13 protein-coding genes and 1 pseudogene are annotated in these 16,972 nt (G+C 46.5%); 6 read left to right on the top strand and 8 right to left on the bottom strand.

Going from position 1 to position 16,972, the window contains the following annotated elements; genetic code table 11:
• Positions 1-102: 102 nt before the first annotated feature.
• The 4 genes from L4D76_RS18570 to L4D76_RS18555 are packed head-to-tail and all read right to left on the bottom strand — an operon-like array spanning position 103 to position 6,860.
• Positions 103-690: a hypothetical protein gene (locus L4D76_RS18570; RefSeq protein ID WP_428442379.1), complete on the bottom strand. Its 588-nt coding sequence runs from the start codon at positions 688-690 to the stop codon at positions 103-105.
• On the bottom strand, positions 690-2,906 hold the full coding sequence (locus L4D76_RS18565; protein ID WP_428442378.1) for a site-specific integrase: 2,217 nt from the start codon (positions 2,904-2,906) through the stop codon (positions 690-692). Before L4D76_RS18565 ends, L4D76_RS18570 begins: the two co-directional genes overlap by 1 nt.
• A gap of 14 nt (positions 2,907-2,920) precedes the next feature.
• Positions 2,921-5,281: a hypothetical protein gene (locus L4D76_RS18560; protein WP_428442377.1), complete on the bottom strand. Its 2,361-nt coding sequence runs from the start codon at positions 5,279-5,281 to the stop codon at positions 2,921-2,923.
• Between the two features lie 10 nt (positions 5,282-5,291).
• Positions 5,292-6,860, bottom strand: coding sequence for a hypothetical protein (locus tag L4D76_RS18555; protein ID WP_428442376.1), 1,569 nt, complete (start codon positions 6,858-6,860; stop codon positions 5,292-5,294).
• Positions 6,861-7,064: 204 nt separating this feature from the next.
• On the opposite strand from L4D76_RS18555, the gene L4D76_RS18550 reads away from it, so the two are divergent.
• The 3 genes from L4D76_RS18550 (at position 7,065) to L4D76_RS18540 (ending at position 8,784) form a co-directional block, all read left to right on the top strand.
• On the top strand, positions 7,065-8,036 hold the full coding sequence (locus L4D76_RS18550) for a DNA-binding protein (protein WP_428442375.1): 972 nt from the start codon (positions 7,065-7,067) through the stop codon (positions 8,034-8,036).
• Between the two features lie 69 nt (positions 8,037-8,105).
• A complete protein-coding gene (locus tag L4D76_RS18545; RefSeq protein WP_428442374.1) occupies positions 8,106-8,255 on the top strand; it encodes an AbrB/MazE/SpoVT family DNA-binding domain-containing protein in 150 nt (49 codons plus the stop codon).
• Between the two features lie 376 nt (positions 8,256-8,631).
• Positions 8,632-8,784 carry a hypothetical protein gene (locus tag L4D76_RS18540; protein ID WP_428442373.1) on the top strand — a complete coding sequence of 51 codons (153 nt, stop codon included), beginning with the start codon at positions 8,632-8,634 and terminating at the stop codon, positions 8,782-8,784.
• Positions 8,785-8,998: 214 nt separating this feature from the next.
• On the opposite strand, the gene L4D76_RS18535 is transcribed toward L4D76_RS18540, so the two are convergent.
• Positions 8,999-9,595: a tyrosine-type recombinase/integrase gene (locus tag L4D76_RS18535; protein ID WP_428442372.1), complete on the bottom strand. Its 597-nt coding sequence runs from the start codon at positions 9,593-9,595 to the stop codon at positions 8,999-9,001.
• Positions 9,596-9,802: 207 nt separating this feature from the next.
• Between L4D76_RS18535 and L4D76_RS18530 the strand changes: the two genes are divergently transcribed.
• Positions 9,803-10,165, top strand: a complete 363-nt coding sequence (locus L4D76_RS18530; protein ID WP_428442371.1) for a rhodanese-like domain-containing protein — start codon at positions 9,803-9,805, stop codon at positions 10,163-10,165.
• A gap of 135 nt (positions 10,166-10,300) precedes the next feature.
• Complete coding sequence (locus L4D76_RS18525; RefSeq protein WP_428442370.1) at positions 10,301-11,485, top strand: patatin-like phospholipase family protein; 1,185 nt, start codon at positions 10,301-10,303, stop codon at positions 11,483-11,485.
• 150 nt (positions 11,486-11,635) lie between these two features.
• On the opposite strand, the pseudogene L4D76_RS18520 reads toward L4D76_RS18525, so the two are convergent.
• Positions 11,636-11,800: pseudogene (locus tag L4D76_RS18520) on the bottom strand (hypothetical protein); the annotation flags it as partial.
• Between the two features lie 224 nt (positions 11,801-12,024).
• On the opposite strand from L4D76_RS18520, the gene L4D76_RS18515 reads away from it, so the two are divergent.
• The gene (locus L4D76_RS18515; RefSeq protein WP_428442369.1) at positions 12,025-12,735 is read left to right on the top strand and encodes a DUF3313 domain-containing protein; all 711 of its coding nucleotides are present in this window, start codon (positions 12,025-12,027) and stop codon (positions 12,733-12,735) included.
• A 348-nt stretch (positions 12,736-13,083) separates the two neighbouring features.
• Here the strand turns inward: L4D76_RS18515 and L4D76_RS18510 are convergent, their stop codons facing one another.
• Both L4D76_RS18510 and L4D76_RS18505 read right to left on the bottom strand, forming a co-directional pair.
• Positions 13,084-14,403, bottom strand: a complete 1,320-nt coding sequence (locus tag L4D76_RS18510; RefSeq protein WP_428442368.1) for an anaerobic sulfatase maturase — start codon at positions 14,401-14,403, stop codon at positions 13,084-13,086.
• A 91-nt stretch (positions 14,404-14,494) separates the two neighbouring features.
• A complete protein-coding gene (locus tag L4D76_RS18505) occupies positions 14,495-16,930 on the bottom strand; it encodes an arylsulfatase (protein WP_428442367.1) in 2,436 nt (811 codons plus the stop codon).
• Positions 16,931-16,972 lie beyond the last annotated feature (42 nt).

The following is a 16,972-nucleotide window of genomic DNA, read 5'->3' as shown; positions in this document are numbered from 1 at the left end:
GAAGCTGATCAAGTTGTTGCTATCGACGCACTAGGCGAATATGAGTCTAATGAAGCAATAAAAAAGGCGCTTTTTAGCGCCTTTTTTATTGCAAGCTAGAACTCAAACAGAATCCAGCTTTCTAGGTTTAAAATCAACAATGTTCTTGTAGTCACCTTTGTGCAGTTGTGACTCATACTTCTCAATTAGCGCCTTCTTAACGTCCATCGGTAGCTTATCCATTAGAGCTGCAACCCAAGGTTCGTGCAATGCCAACTGTTTCTCCATCGCCGTAGTGAGCTTTTCATTCTGCTCACGGTACTGAGAGGCTATAGTCTTCTGCTTCTCCAGCTTTTCAGAAGTGTCACCAGATTTGCTTGTGCTGTTTCCTTTTACAGCTAAGAATTCCTCAATTTGTATAGTTGAGGTTTCTTCTGTGTCACCTGAAGATGGCTTTTCGAATTCACCTTCCTCCGTCCAGATAGCGTCAGGGAACTTTTGCTTAACCTTGATGAACGCCTCAACTCTTGGGTAGTGCTTGGTTGCACCATTGGACAACCCTGCTTCTATACAGACATTAGAGTTATTTACCTTTAGGGTGCGTAGCTTCTTTCTTTGCTTTGGCGTACCAGCAGATAAGCGATCAATTGCTGCCACAAGTTTCTTTTGAGTCTGTATTTTTTCATACTCACGACTACCTTTAGCTGCCATTATGCTGCCTCCCAGTGAATAACCATGTCTTCCCACTCTTTGGGGATTTCTACAGGCTCAAAAGGAACCCCCATATCAGCCATTAGCTTTTCTGCCGACTTAATTTGAACTACCTGTCTTGCTACGTTTGGCGGGTTTATCTCATCCATCTCTTCTGCAAGGTAAAGAGCCACCTCTGCTTCTTTCCTAACATGCTCGGCATACGTAGCAAACTCAAAGAGGTCGAATCCACAATCCACACAATCTGACAAGTCGATAGTTATGCGCATTGAGCATGATGCGCTTGTACAATACATATTGGGAGCAATGGCATGTATGTGTTGAACTCCTGACTTAATGGTTCGCTTCCAATATTCAACAGACATAACTCTGCCACCATCACCTTCTGCGTAGTAACTCTTCCCATTCTTCGCCATGTTCTTGTGTATCTCAGAGGCTTTACCTCCACCGATTCGCTCACCATTAGCAATCTTCTTGTGGATACGTGCCATTATCTGTGCTTTTTGGTCTAATCGTTCAGCCTCTAGCTGCCTGTGCATCCTCGCAAAGGAATCAGCATAACGCGCATACCAACGGGTCATTGCGACACTAAAGTGTGAAAACTGTTGCTTCAACTGTGGGTAAGCTAGCAGTTCAAAGCCAATTAAATAATAAGCCAATGAGCGACGTAACTGGTGTGGGTTAAATTTAAAAGCTTCACCCGCAACAAGGTTGGTTGTTCGGTCTGGGTTCGACATGTTTAGCTGATCGATGTCATCATCGCTCAGCTTGTAGTCTGCAAGCCATCGCTTAACATACTTGTTGATGTTTTTAGTGTCTTTTCCCTGAGGTTTTCTTTTCAGAAAGCCCTTAAATCCACCAAAGAATCGATTCTTGTTAATGGTGAAGTTTTCACGTAGTGGCTTGTGTATGGCATTCAGCAGTTGATACGCTTTTGCTCCCATCTCCGTTGTTACATACACATCATTTACAGTACCTGAGCCTTTGGTAATCTTGCTCTGCCTCGTTGTTAGGAGGTATATCTTTTGACCTTTAATGTGAGCATATTGCAGCGCAAAGTCAGGATGTATGCGCCATAGCTCATCGGTACGCATACCGCTTAGAGCTTGTGTTAGGAAGCGACAGGCGGCATCAATTTCGCTTAGGGTATCTTTGAATTCGGCAAGCCCTTCCCATCGATGACCAGTAATTTCTAGGTCATAGCCTTTGGTTTTCATCTTTCTCATTCTAGGGGTAGTATGCGGCTTGATATTGACCCCCCTAAAAATGGGTTCTATCTCATCAAATAACTCTCGCCATCGTTCACCTTCTGAAAAGTTATCTACGAGCACAACACCTTCAGATTTAAAACGCTCAATAATCTTATCGGCCTCTCTTTGTTTTAAATAACCGCCAAAGCCAGAGCCTGTTCGAATTGCCTTTACAATAACGTGTTCAATATATTCTCGCTGCCTGTTTTGAACGTCCCTCAACTTATCTGCCAAGTCATTCCTAATGGAGTAAAACTCATTAACAACTGCCTCTGTTTGTTCAAAAAGAGTTTTATAAACGGCAAGAGGAATCACTTGGTTTTGTTCACCATCTCTATCGAGAAGAGATGGAAATTCCTTGCTTGTGAATTTGCCCCTAGTATCAAAATTTAGTGGCAACTCAACAGCTTTTGTCAGTAGGTTTAGTGAGGGAATAGTCTTTTGTTGTATTTCAACATAGCCAAGCTCAATCATTTCCCGCAACTTAGGGACGGTAAGCTCCTCGAACGAAGATAGACCGTATTCAGATGACTCCATTGCTAGAGTTTTTAGTGGGCCGACAGTCTGGTACACCGTCGTCAAAGTTGCAGGAAGTTTTGGAGCCAGAAATAAGCAATAATAAGCGAACAGCTTAAGCTCCAACTTAAATCTTTTAGGTAGCGAAGCACCAATTTCAACTTGAGTTCCTGCGTAGTCGTATGCAAAAAAATGAAGGTTAGCAAGTTTTGTATGGTCGTAGCCAGTGTCCCCCAAGTGTTTCCTGATAGGCCAGATGTCATCTTTGAATGAGATTAGCACATCGCCATTGTCACCAATTAATACAGGGAGTTTGTTAATGGAATCCCAGTCCTGAGCCAAGAAGAGTGGCTTTACAACGTTGGTCATATAGTCTTGCTGTTTTCGGGCGTACTTACTCCAGCTTGTGAAGCTGAAAGCTGAACCCATATTTCTAGCTAAATTATCCATCAATCAACTCCTTATTACGTAATAATCTGGGCAGCTTGCATCTTTTCAACAAGCGGATGTAATCCATCGAAATACAGTTTCTGGTGAGCCTCATTCAGCACATCGTCGGAGATATTTTCATCGACCAATAACCTGAAATAAGCCGCCGTCTCAAGTAGGCTTTCATCATCTGGTCGCAAGTTAACGCGCTCTTCAAGAATGGTGATAAATGAGAGCAGTTTGTATACCTGATTAACGTCATCCACCATTTTGGCAGACTTGCAGCGGGCGCATTGGTCTAGCTGGTAGCAAGGTACTTTACCAGCATTACTCAACCCAAGTTTCTCAGCGGCCTTAGCGGCACTGCGATGGTGATCTCCGCCCATTTCACGGTCTATGTCTGGAATGCCTCGGCAGGCTATACCGTTCTGATTGATGTGAAGTTTTGTTTTTTTCACCTCATCAAACGTCAACGTTTCTCTACCAAGGCTGGCAAGTACAGCGGCAATCGCTTCCTCTTTGGTCGCTCCTTTGAAAATTCGACTTACCACCTCAAGAGCCTCATACATAATCAATTGATTCTCTTCAGGATCGCCATCTGAATAAGCCGTCTGGAACGTGTCTAAGTCGTTATCGAGAAGCAAAGAGCCTTCAGTGCCAAGGTCTTCATCGGAGTAAGAGTCCTTAGCCATTAGCGCTCGGAACCTACGAGTGGTCAAATTGAGGTAATACTGACCATGAGGGATGGCTAAGTCAGCAATGATTTTATGCATGGACGGCAGGCGCTGGGGTGTTCGCCACTCAAAACGCCTGTCTCCTACTGACTTAGGAAAAGGCAATAAAAACACCTCTTCATTGAAGTCTTGTTTTCTTGCCCATGCTTCAAGCTCCGCGATGACAGGTTGGTACTCTTTAGGCACAGAGAAGGAGCCTTTACTACCGTCCATTCTGGTGAAGTGATATGTGACTTCATCTTCAGTTTCAGTGGCAAGCAGCGGGATTTTTGCCCCATAAAACGATGCTGGAGAATTGTAATTAGCTAGGAGCATAGCCGCGCAAGAGACAACGTTTCTTCGAGTTTTATAGCTCCGAGTAGACACTATTTTTTTACTCACAAAGCGAGTAGTGTCATCAGCAGTCACTGATTTAATCTTGTAAAACTTTGACTCTAAAGCGAGCAGTAGTGCATCAGAGATAATGACCGATAGATTACTGGTGTCCAGTTTTCTTAGGTCGATTGAACTTGAGAGTATTCTTACAGAGTCGGTGTTGAACTTAATGACATTATCATTGGCATCTAGGTGGAAAAATAATGACGCCCCCTTGTCCGTGCTGCCGAACATTTCAGCCAACTTGACCAATTTCTCTACCAGTGTAACGCCTGTTTTCTTCTCAATTTCAACGTCGAACTCGTTGTCATTTATATCGTGTACAGGAACGTCATCAGTCAGCTCTGCCGAAACGAACTTACCCGCCCTAGCTTTCCAAAGACTCAGAGATATACGCTTGACGGTTTTTTCCTTGAGCCTTCTTTTTTCAAACTCGATGGGGTGAGCAGCATTTAGCGCTACATCTCGGTTGAGGCCAGTGTAATACGCAAACAAAGCGTATCCTGCCGCCATACATAAGTTGAACGGAGTTGTTCTGTTTCCCGTTTCAGGGATATAAAGCTCTCCCAAACCAGAGCCTAATTTTATCGTAAGCTCTTTTGGTAATGGGGCTTGTGAGTCTTTTTGGTAATGTTGAAGGAGCGCATTGTAAAGCCCATCAAAAACATGCAATAACAGCTTAACCGACACATCCGTTTCATCCGAATTATAAGCAATTGTAAGCTCACGCTCATTGTCTGTGAAAGAATCAAACAGCCTCTCCCACGTTTCACAATGAACGCCAGCGAGCTTCAGGATTGTCCTTATGTGGAGGGCTTGGTTCTTGGCGGTACTTTCCGAGAATCCTAATGGGTCTCCATCATCAGCTTGGTATATTAGCTGGCTCTTTGACTCGAATATCGTTATTCGCCTACGCAGCTCTCCTCTGTCACCTACATACTCCAAATAACCTTCTTTTGAAAACGGCTCGAAGCCTGAGTTATCGCAAAACTTTATGTAGCGCCTAAAATTGATTGCCGCCCCAGCATAGGTAATCTCAGAGCGTGAGTCTTTAATCTTGTTCTGGATGCCTTTGGCAATCTTGTTAACAAACTCGGCACGCCCTTCAACCCTTGGTTCTGTTGCATCTGCCTTGTGATGATACCACTGTGAAATATCAACGGTTGAGCGTTGAAAAGTTAACTTGAGCCAACTCAAATCAAACGCCTCTCTCGCTCGCTCAGTCCTTGTGGTTATTGGCTTCGCGCCAGATTTCTTCAGCCCTTTAAGTATACTTTTTCTCGCCATTGTTTGAGCCTTAATACAGCATTGAAGCATGCATGTTTCTGCTGCTCGCCAATTTAAATTTAATTAGTTTTTGGTCAAGGAATTTGATGTACTTTCTGGTTTGTTCAACATTCTTATGCCCCATCAATTGGCGCAAGTCATCCAGCAACATCTCTAGCGGCTGCTGTCGCTTTATGTGTTCCCTGATTAGCCACCTTGTGGCAAATGTAGAGCGTGCATCATGAGGTCTGTAGTACCACGATGGCACTAACTCATGGCGACAGGACTCTTCCTTATCATGAAAATTGGCAACATCATCAGCTAGGTCACAATCCCGTTTTTCAGCAATGGCGCAGCACTTATCGTAATTCTCGTTTATGTACTGGCGAATCTTGGAGACGTAGTGCTGTAGAGTATTCGTAGTGATAGGGTCAGAGCTGCGCTCTGAAATAAACAAACGACCATGTGATTCCTCACCTAGCTGATTGAAGGTCTCTTTGCCTGTGGCTGGCTTATTGTCTTCGGGGATATCTAGCTCATAGTCTGCGCTCAGTGCGTTGAGTCGTTTGGCACTAATTTTGTACTCCCACAGTTTTTCCATCATCTCACGAGAGATTTCAATGGTTCGCGGTTTATCAAACTTGGTCTCACAGCCATTACGGGCTTCAGAAATCGTCACCTTGATAACATCTTCGTGCGGCCTTGGCGGCCTTACCTCTGACTCAGGGAATGTGACAAGCTCACGAACACGAAGCCCTGCATCCAGGCCGAGTTCATACATCAATGATTTTGCAGAGCCTTCTTTTTTAGCGAGTTCATTTTCAAAAATCACTCGATGCAGCGGGGTCATTGGCTTCAACTTCTGCCAGGCAGGTACATCACGAAGCTCACTTGCGTTGTTAAATCGCTGGACTAGGTCTGATGTTTCGATTGTGCATTTCATGCCATTGCCTGTGTGACTTAGCATGTCAGTCGATTTGTTTGAGAATGTAAACTCAATATCTTTCTTGTTATATGGCAGGTAGTCACTAGAGATTCTGATGTACTCGGATTCGATCAGCCACTTATAAAACGATGCCGTTGTTCGGATGTTTAGTTTCGAAGTTGATGGGGCATAGCCATCCTCAATCACAATCCCTGTTGATGGGTCGAGTTTACGCAGGTGGTCAAACATGAAGTCACCAAACAACCACGGCGCACCAAGCTCTGGGTTACTAGTTAGACTACGGAATGTCATTTGCTCCTCTTGGTCTAAATCGTTAAACCAAGTGCTAGCCGCAGTGAATCTGCAAAATCCAAGCAACGCATTAGCAGTACGTCGAAGAGAGTCCTCTTTAACTCGCGTCATTTTGTAGCGCAGAAACAGGTTTTCAAGAAGTAAAGGGACGCCATCGCCGTTAACAATCATCGGCAACATAGAGTAAACATCTTCACCTTTCTTGCCCTTCTTAGCGGCAACCGTAAAGACGACTTCGCCTGTTTCCTTGCATACCTCAGGCTTCAGGACTGGGTAGCGAGGAACCATGACCTCAACAATGATTAGGTCACTACCAAGCTCTTGGTATTTTATGAAATTCGCAGACTCTTCTCTTTCGCTCAAAACTCACCCAATTCAATTACATGGCTAGCACAATCCCAACACTGTTCATATTTTAGTCAAAAATCCAGTCTAAAAACTAAATACTGGACAAATCCTCAGCCAACCGTTCAAAATATGAGCCAAATCACTTATTTGTGAAATCACACTTTACGTCTTACATTTCTCATAACTGTAAAGTGTAAAGCTGGTATCAGAAGGTAAATAATGAAAAAGAATCAAAACGGAAATGATATTCAGGCGGTTGTATTTGCAGCATGTGACGAGATGTTGCGCGAGGGTAATCCTGTTAATCGCATCACAGGGCGTAAAGTCGCATCACGAGATGAAGTTACTTGGTCTCACACAACGGTTACACCCCATGTGAACCGCTGGCACGAACAAAGAACTGAGAAAGAACGTGAAGCGATCAAGCAGACTCAAATGTCGCCAAACTTCGTGAAGGCGCTCCACAAAGAAGTTGAAGAGAGAGTCGTTGCCCTTCGTGAAGTCGATGCTGAACAGATGCAGATGCTTCAGACCGAACTTCAAGACATGATTGATGCGAATGGAAAACTGGAGTCAGAACTAAAAGAGATCAAACAAAAGCTGGAAGATAAAACTGAAGAAGCATCACAAGCAACAGCGCTTGCCAAACAGAGCAAGGAAGACAAGGCCAATGCAGAAAAGGAGCACAAAGAGGCGTTGGAGCAGCTTCAGAAGCGTTACGATAACGACACGAAAGAACTAAAGCAGACCATCGAAGATAATCGGTCTGAATATACAAAAGAGCGCTCAGAGCTAAAACAAGAACATAAAGAAGCCATCGAAAAACTTACAGAGAAAAAGGATGAGCTGCATTCCGACCTGAAAGATAAGACAGCCGAATGTGCTGAGGCCAATGTCAAAGCTGCTAACTTTGAAAAGGTGGCTGATGAACTAGAAACTGAAAAAGACAAAACTGCCAAACTGACGGAACAAACTGTAAGACTGAAAGCTAATCTTGAGACTAAACAACAGGCGCTGAATTCCGCAGAACAAACAGCCACAGACTGTAAAGCCCAGCGAGACAAGGCACAGTCTGCAAGGGAAGCAGTAGAGATTGAACTGAAAGAGCTACAGCAATCCCATCAAGCCATTTTGATTAAAGCCGCCACGGCTGGCTTAACGCTAGAGAGTGAAGCAACGTCAGAGGGCTAAATTGCAACAGGTGTCCATGCGTGGACACCTGTGGACACCACGTTTATTTTCGCAAGGCGGAGGGCGTTTATGACTATTGTGACTGTTAAGGAAACCGAAGATGGCGAGTTGTACTTTGAGATCCCAGAGGAGTTTATTGAACAACTGGGGTGGTCTGAAGGGATGACCATCGAGTGGATTGACAACGAGGACGGAACTTGGACATTGCAAAAGAAGTGATAAATAAATTGTAGTAGCTCATACTCGACCTTACACATCCGCTGGTAAGTCACGACTAAATCGTACAGTCGGCCTGCTGATATCGTAACTCACAACTGGACATTTTCGAGTTAGCAACTTTGCTAAATTAGTGAATACTGAATAACTTAAGGTATGGCAAAATTACTTATCTGCGCATTATTGAGTGTTCGAGTTAAATCTGATCACATACTTATTGTTCGATTTGTGGTATTGAGTGTAATAGCAAATGTTTAAGCACAGAGGCGTTGAGAATCCAGTTTTGATGCCTAATCTATGAGTTTACCGTAATGGGCATAATGAGCACTTCAAATCTCCCTAATGTTTTGAAAAGATTCCATATATCAAGGTGAAATCTATGGGTACGATATTAGGATTCATTATTTTAGCTATCATCGCTTATTTTATAAAAAAGCGCTATGGCTTAACTATGACTAAATTCTTCGAGAAAAAAATAGCTGAGCATTACCAAAAGAAAAAAAAGAAAGAAGAAAAGAAAAATCGCTATTAAACAATATTCCCATACAATGCTCCATGAATGAAAGCCTGTCACTAACGACCTTAGTGTTGTGTTCTAAACCGACAAGCACGATTAGAAAGTGTATCGTAAAATCACATGAACAGCATGTGAGTGAGCTTTGGCTCTAAATGGTTTTGGGGCAGCAACTTGTCAGAATGAACACTTGGTGGCCAAAGGAAACCCTAAGCTCTAGGGTTCCTTGAGGCTAGCAATCAGTTCCCTCTGAAAGTAAGAGTGCATCTTCCAGCTCAACACCAAGATAGCGGATCGTGTTGTCTACTTTTGTATGCCCCAGTAAAAGCTGCACCGCTCGAATATTCTTCGTTTTTGCATAGACTAGTGTTGCTTTGGTTCGCCTCATCGAATGAGTTCCATACAGGTTAGGATCTAGTCCAAGGTTTGATGCCCACTTTCTGACGAGATATCTATAGTACGAGTAGCTAATCGGTTGTTGCTTTCGTCTTTGGCTTGGAAAAAGAAAATCGCTTGCGTTTAACGATGCAATCAAAATCCATTTAATCAGACTTTGTTGAGTTCTTGTCGTTATTTCAAATTGAACTTCAATGTCTGTTTTCCGCTGAATATGCTTAACTCGATTAAATATCCTATCTTGTGAGGAAACATCGCAAACTCTGAGAGGAAGTAAGTCACTCGCTCTAAGTTTGCTATCAATAGCCAAATTGAGTAACGCTAGTTGCATCAAACTATTCTCAATCTCGAGTCTGGTTCTAATACGCCAAATTTCTTCAAGCCGAAAAGGCTTTTTGACGCCACTTCGCTGCGTTTTGTTTAACACTACCATGATGACCTCCTTCTTTGGTTGCTTGGTCATCACGATTGTAGTTAGTAAGATATGGACAAAACCCACTTAGAGTATTCACTCAGGCTTAGTGGTATCGGATTAAGAATTGTAGGTCAAAATCAAAACCTAGTTTGCACTATCGGGACTGAGCAAAGTGTAGACTCGGAACTATAGCCAAGCTAATTGGTTCGGTTTCGGGAATGATGTATGGGGATTTATGTGGGTGATCAAACTGCTCTCGGAGATCATACACGCTTTCTAGACGCTGATTTATCCCCTACGCTTTCTGTTTCTGAGCCACTGGCGCTGATCGAGCAGAAGCTTTTACTTTCTTACCTTATCAATAAAAATACTTTCCCCCTTATCGACGCCCGCTCTGAAAAGGAGTTTAAGCAAGCCCATATTGATAGTGTAATCAATATTCCCCTTACTGACGTCAACATAGACAAACCTTTATTTCCAGACAAGCTTAATAAACCAATCCTTGATTATTGCAAGAGCGGCAAACGACATCACCCCTTACTACTTACACCTAGTCCGGAGGTTGCAAATGAGAGTGTCGAGTGCTGATCTACCCGACCAATTACCGTGTCGACTTAAGTAATATCAAATAAGGCCTCACTAATTAACTTCGATTACTTAATGATGCCCTATAATATTGATATATTGGATTTCAATTAATAATTGGTAGATAGGAAGATAACCATGCGAATTATTATTCTGATTGTTGGATTAGTCACCACATTAATACTCGCTGGTTGCGTTGGCATAATGAGAAAGGAAGCCGTCCCGGAACATTTGACAATGCAGGCTGTGGTGCCGGGTATGGAAAACGTGCGGTATCGCTTGGGTATCGACACCGAGGCACTTCAAAATGATGCTATCGAATCATTTTGGCGGGAAATGAACCATCTCAAGGCGAGTGGCCACACGGGGCCATTACCGCCAGTACACTTTCTGGTCATATCCGGTGGTGGTGATCACGGTGCCTTTGGTGCCGGACTGCTGAACGGGTGGACAGCCACGGGAAACAGACCGAACTTTAAACTGGTGACCGGTGTCAGCACCGGTGCACTGATTGCTCCATTTGCATTCCTCGGGCCTGCATACGATCATCGACTCAAAAAGATGTACACAAGCCTATCTCCTGAGGACATTATCAAGGAACGCTGGTTTCTCGCCGCACTTACCTCTGATGCGATGGCCGACACCTCTCCTCTGTGGCAACTTCTAGAAAAAGAGATCGACGAATCCTTGCTTAAAGCTGTGGCAGCCGAACATGAGAAAGGCAGGATTCTCCTTGTCGCCACTGTGGATCTGGACGCCCGTCATTCCGTTATATGGAACCTGACAAAGATTGCCGCCAGCGGTGATCCTAAGGCGCTACATCTATTTCGTTCTATTTTGATCGCCTCAGCGTCGATCCCAGGAGCCTTTCCACCAGTCATGATCGATGTCGAAGCCGGGGGCCGCTCGTACCAGGAAATGCATGTGGATGGCGGTACAATGTCACAACTATTCATCTATCCGCCCGAGTTGCATGCAAAGGAGGTATCAGAGAAAAGGCATGTGAAGAGGGATCGATACGCTTACATCATCCGCAATGCCAAACTGGATCCCAAATGGGCTTCAGTCGAGCGTCAGACGATGAGTATAGCGGAGCGTGCCATATCCTCGCTCATACAGACTCAAGGAGTCGGCGACCTGTACAGGGTCTATCTGATCACGCAACGCGACGGTGTGGATTACAACTTGGCTTATGTACCTGAGAGTTTCAATGCCCCTCACCGTGAGGAGTTTGATACAGAATACATGCGAGCGCTGTTTCAGACCGGCTTCGATATGGCTGTGAAAGGTTACCCATGGAACAAGACACCGCCGGGTTTCTGATGTCACTGTACTGGATTGGTCAAACCTTATTTCACACAATATTGTTGAAATCGCAGTCTCGAATTGAGGTGGGACGCTTGTTGCTGGTGAGCCTGCGTTGTCCAAGCCAGGACAGTACGCCCTCTTCATGAGCCCCCTTTGTTCCTCTGTTTAGTGCAGCGTTGGTTTTGGCGCTTTATTGTGTAGACTGTATTGCTCTTTAATATCTCGCCAAGGACAACCCGTTCTCATGCAAAAGAGAATACCGCCACAAGTTATCCGATGTTCAGGTTTATTATAAATACGATCATTTTGTTGCATCACTGATGATAGTTTTTTCCACTGGTTGTGTCTGTTAGCATTGTTCTTGGCAGGGTAATTTCATGTGTTTATTTTTAGCGAAGCAAATTATAACGATTCACTATGCTATTCAAAAAAATCTCGAAATATAAACACGCCCTAGTTAACTGCGCGCCTACCAATAAATCAAAAGTTTCTTATTTGTAAATATAAACCCACCAACTATATTTAGATAAATAACAACCAACTAAAGGAGATTAGTGTTGGTTAATTTCGACGATATTTATAACGCGCTATATCAAAAAATGAAATTTTTATCCGTCATGTTTTTTTGCGTAATGGTGGCAGCTTGCACCTCTAAGACAGTCGAGAAAGAAAAGTATTCAGGTTTTCTCAGTGACTATTCACAACTGGAAAAAGTTACCGTGTCTTCTGGTGAGGCATCCATACCCGTGCTTGGATGGAAAAGTCCAACATTAACAGAACATAACTATTCTAAGATCATGATAGATCCAATTGTTTTATATCCAGCCCCGCAACCGGGAGAACAAATTAGTTCGGAGGTGCTTACAAGTATAAATGCCTATTTAAATAACGCGGTCAGAGAAGAAGTTGGTAAAAAATATGAGATCGTAGACAAACCGGGAAAAGATGTAATTCATCTCCGCGCAGCAATAACTGGGGTAACAGCCACCCCGGAAGATTTAGCCGCTTATGAATATATTCCCGTCACATTTGTTTTAGCAGAAGCTTCCACTGCCGCTGGAAAGAGAGATGAAATGGTCCAACTTTTTTCAGAAGCAGAATTTTCCGACAGCTTATCCGGTGAAAGGCTGGCTGCCGGGGTAAGGAAAGGCTTTGGAAAACCACTAGAAAGCCAAAAAGATCAAGTAGAGTTGGAACATGTTCGTCCTCTGTTAGATGATTTGGCTCAAACTGTGGTGCACTTTCTTGATGCAACACTTAAGTAATACCAAATCCTCATAAGCGTATTCCTTTTAGCCGAGTGATATTGATACTCGGCTTTTGGGCTGGAACGTATATACCAATTCCATTAATTATCTAACCATTCAGAACACCACTGGGAGTCTAGTACCGTTTCAAGCTACCTTGAAGTTAGAGGCAGAAAAGCTGATAAGTCGAGTCGCAAGGAAAAGCCGATCATTGAAGGTGTTGATAGAAGCAAGAGAACTACCATTAGAATGGTAGCTTAATCGTTCAAAACAAAGTTGAAACGGTACTAGTTCAAAGATAGCGATTGTAGAAGAGTGGTTCTCTTTTGAAATCGCTAGACACCGAAATGGGCTTCCCTAAACAAATCATTTGTCAGCATCGGTATGTTGCTGAGGTTCGTTCCCAGGCCTTCTTATCACCAGCGGTCCTTTTACCGCCTCCATCACGTAGGATACAGGTAACTCGTTTCCCAGCAGCGTGGCCATGGCACGCAGATATTTACGGATGTGTCGGAAGAACTTCTGGTAGCCCACGCAAAGGTAATGCAGCCCCGGCTCTCCGTGGGGTGAAGTCGCGAAGCGATGCTTCGGGCAACCTCCCCAGCAGGCGTTCAGCACGTCGCACTCGCGGCACCAGCGCGGCAGAGTCCGTTCCTTGTGCGGCCCGAACCCCTTTGCTACCGACTGCTCGACCATTTGTCCCAGATCACCGCTGAGCACATTGCCCAGTCGGTGATCTGGATAGACATAATGGTCACAGGCAAAGACGCTGCCGTCATGTTCCATTGCAACGGCGCGGCCACACCGTTGCGCGAAAATGCACACCGGCGATGGCTCGCCCACCCAAGCTGTGAGGGCCCATTCGAAATTCATGACGAAAATCTCTCCCACATCCTTGCGCACCCACTCCTCATAGATAGCGATCAGGAAATCGCCGTACTGCTCGGGCTCCACTGTCCAGGGCGTAACCTCCGTATTCGGCTCCTGCCGCTCAAGCGTTGCCGGCGAAGCCAGCCATAGCCCGAGGGAGGCCGTCTCTTGAGCGGGCATGCGCTCGACGATGGGAGCAAACTGGATGTACTTGATGCCCGCTTCCTTAAAAAAGCGATAGACGTCAAGGGGGCGATAGGCCGTCTCGCGACCGACGCAGGCAAGCACATTAAATTCTACCTGGTGCTTTTGCAGCAGCCAAATCCCCCGCATGACACGCTCGAAGGTCCCTTCGCCGCGCCGATCCTTACGGTACCGGTCGTGGATCTCCTTGGGTCCGTCCAGGCTGATGCCGATGAAAAAGTCGTTGGCCTTGAAGAACTCGCACCAGGCATCATCCAGGCGCACGCCGTTGGTCTGCAGGCTGTTCCTGATTTCCTTATTCTGCCGGTAGGGTGCCTGCAACTCAATCACCTTGCGGAAGAAGTCGATACCCAGAAGAGTCGGCTCACCGCCTTGCCAGAGGAACTCGACCACAGGTGTCGGCTGCGACTCGACATACTGTTGAATATATGCTGCCAACACCTCATCCGACATACGGTAGTGTTCAGTAGGGGGGAACAGCGCACGCTTCTCGAGATAGAAGCAATACTCGCACTGGATGTTACAAACCGGGCCGACGGGCTTGGCAACAACATGAATGCCTTGCGCCATGTCACTCACCGATATCGCTTCGCTCGACTGCGTTTTGCTCATGATACTTACTCCTAACAACAAAACGAGGCCAGAAAAGAAGGCACAACGCCATCCGCTCTGGCCGCGGGTTCATCCTATTCTGCTTCTTGACCTACTTCATCGGCGCCACTTCGACAGTCACTTTGTTGATCTTGCCGGTGAAACGCGATTTGGCTTCCGAGCCAATTGCTTCCACGACTGGCGTCGCAAGGTCAATACCCACGTCTGCGGTCTCGTCGGCGGAGAAGACCATCGGTTGGGTGTGCGGGATCCGCCCTTCGGCAACCTTCTGATCATTCACGAACAACGTCCCTAAGCCCCCCTTGGCCAATCCGCCACCATCATAATCGAACTCGAAACGAATGATGGACTTGCCGGGTTTGAGCTTATCCTTACCTGCAACAGTAAAGCGCTCCAAACCGAGGAAATTGTAATCGTAGGCTGGCACGCCTTCTTTCACATACAACGCCCACCCACCGAAACGGCCGCCCTGGACGATGATAGCACCGTTGCCTCCATCCTCAGGAACCTCCACCACTGCAGTAATGGTCTTGGACCGGTTCTTGATGTTCAGGAACACATTTTCGGTCATGCCGGTCATTCCTTCGGCCAACGTCAGCGAGGTGCGCCCCTTCATGAGGTCTGGACGGCCTGCTATGGCGGGGTTAATCCGCTCTATGGTGCGATCGTCGATAGGCAGTACCTTGTTCTTTTCTGCCTCTTGCATAAACAAGGTCTCCATCTCAGCAAGCTTCTCCGGATTCTTTTGCGACAAATCGTTCACCAGACTGAAATCGGTACGCGTGTCATAGAGTTCCCAGATATCCTCGGTAAGCCCACGGCGAGGATGAACTTCCCACGGCGCCTTGTGGATAGTCCGTGCGAACCAGCCATCGTGATAGATGCCGCGGTTGCCGAACATTTCGAAGTACTGGGTGACATGTCTCTCTTTCGCTTCGGCATCGTCGAAGCTGTAGACCATGCTCACACCGTCCATCGGGCGCTGCGGAACGCCGTTAACTTCTTTGGGCTCAGGCAATCCAGCGGCCTCGAGAATAGTCGGCGCCACGTCGATGACGTGATGAAACTGGTCGCGTTGCCCGCCCTTGGACTTGATGCCTTTAGGCCAATGGATGGCCATGCCGACCTTGGTTCCACCATGGTCTGACGCCATCTGCTTGGTCCACTTATACGGGGTGTCGAATGCCACCGCCCAGCCTGCGGCCATGTGTGGGTAGGTTTCGGGGCCGCCCCACTTGTCCATGACCTTGAGCATATCCGGAACCTTCTCGTGCACGCCGTTGAAGTAAGTCATCTCGCTGAACATGCCGTTGCGACCGCCCTCGGCGCTGGTGCCGTTGTCTCCGTAAACAAAGAAGATCAGCGTGTTGTCAAACTGTCCTGTTTCCTCAATGGCCTCAACTACCCGGCCGATCTCATGGTCGGTCATCTCGATATAGGCAGCAAACACCTCAGCCTGATGGGTAAACAGTTTCTTCTCATCCGCGCTCAGCATATCCCAATCCGGGATCGCCTTGGGCTTGGGGGCGAGTTGGGTACCTTTTGGTACAATACCCTTTTCGATCTGACGTGCCAGGATCTGCTCTCGCAATTTATCCCAGCCCTGGTCGAACTTCCCCTTCCAGCGGGCAATCCAGTCCTTGGGCACATGGTGCGGCGCGTGGGTTGCACCCGGCGCGTAATAAATGAAGAATGGCTTATCCGGCGTCAGCGCCTTTTGGTATTTAAGCCAGGCAACCGTTTGATCGGTCATATCGGTCAGGAAATGATAGTTTGGATCATCCGGCAGCTCCACCGGATGAGTTCCGTCATAGATATACGGTGCCCACTGATTAGTCTCTCCGCCAAGAAAGCCGTAGAACTTGTCAAAGCCCTGCTGCGTAGGCCAGCGGTCGAAAGGACCAGAAATACTTGCTTCCCAGGCCGCAGTCTCATGCCACTTGCCGAAAGCAGCCGTACTATAGCCGTTGTGGCGGAGCATCTCGGCAATAGGAGCCACGTCTTGAGGGATCTGGCCGGTATTGCCGGGGAACGCCGTGCCGGTCTCAATGATACCGCCCATGTTGTTGTCATGGTGATTTCGCCCACTCTTGATCGCCGCGCGTGTCGGCGAGGAGACGGCGGTGGTATGGAAATTGTTGTAGCGCACCCCTTCCGCGGCCGCACGGTCAAAAGTCGGGGTCTGGACCGGTCCGCCGAATGTGCTGGTGCCTGCAAAGCCGAGGTCGTCGACCAACACGACCACCACATTGGGTGCATCTTCGGGCGCCTTCACCTCGAAGCGCGGCGGCGGCGTCGCATTGCGCACGTCAAGTTCGGTATAAACAGGCGGCGTAGGTGCAATGATAGGCAGTACCGTGCGATCAAATGATTGTGCAGCCCCTGCTATCGGCGTATACCCCAGAGTAACCGCGGTGGTAACCAGAAACGTGCTAATAACGGCAGCCCCATTTCCTGACCAGTCTGTATCAGGTACATACACCCGCCTGATCGACTCACTTAGTGTTTTTAACCTAGCGTGTTTCATTATCACTCCTTAGAGCTATCATGTAACAACAGTTCAAGCGAA

This window comes from Photobacterium sagamiensis, assembly GCF_050337085.1.
GTDB lineage: Bacteria > Pseudomonadota > Gammaproteobacteria > Enterobacterales > Vibrionaceae > Photobacterium > Photobacterium sagamiensis.
The sequence above is the reverse complement of the archived record's forward strand: the minus strand, read 5'-3'. Positions and strand labels throughout refer to the sequence as shown.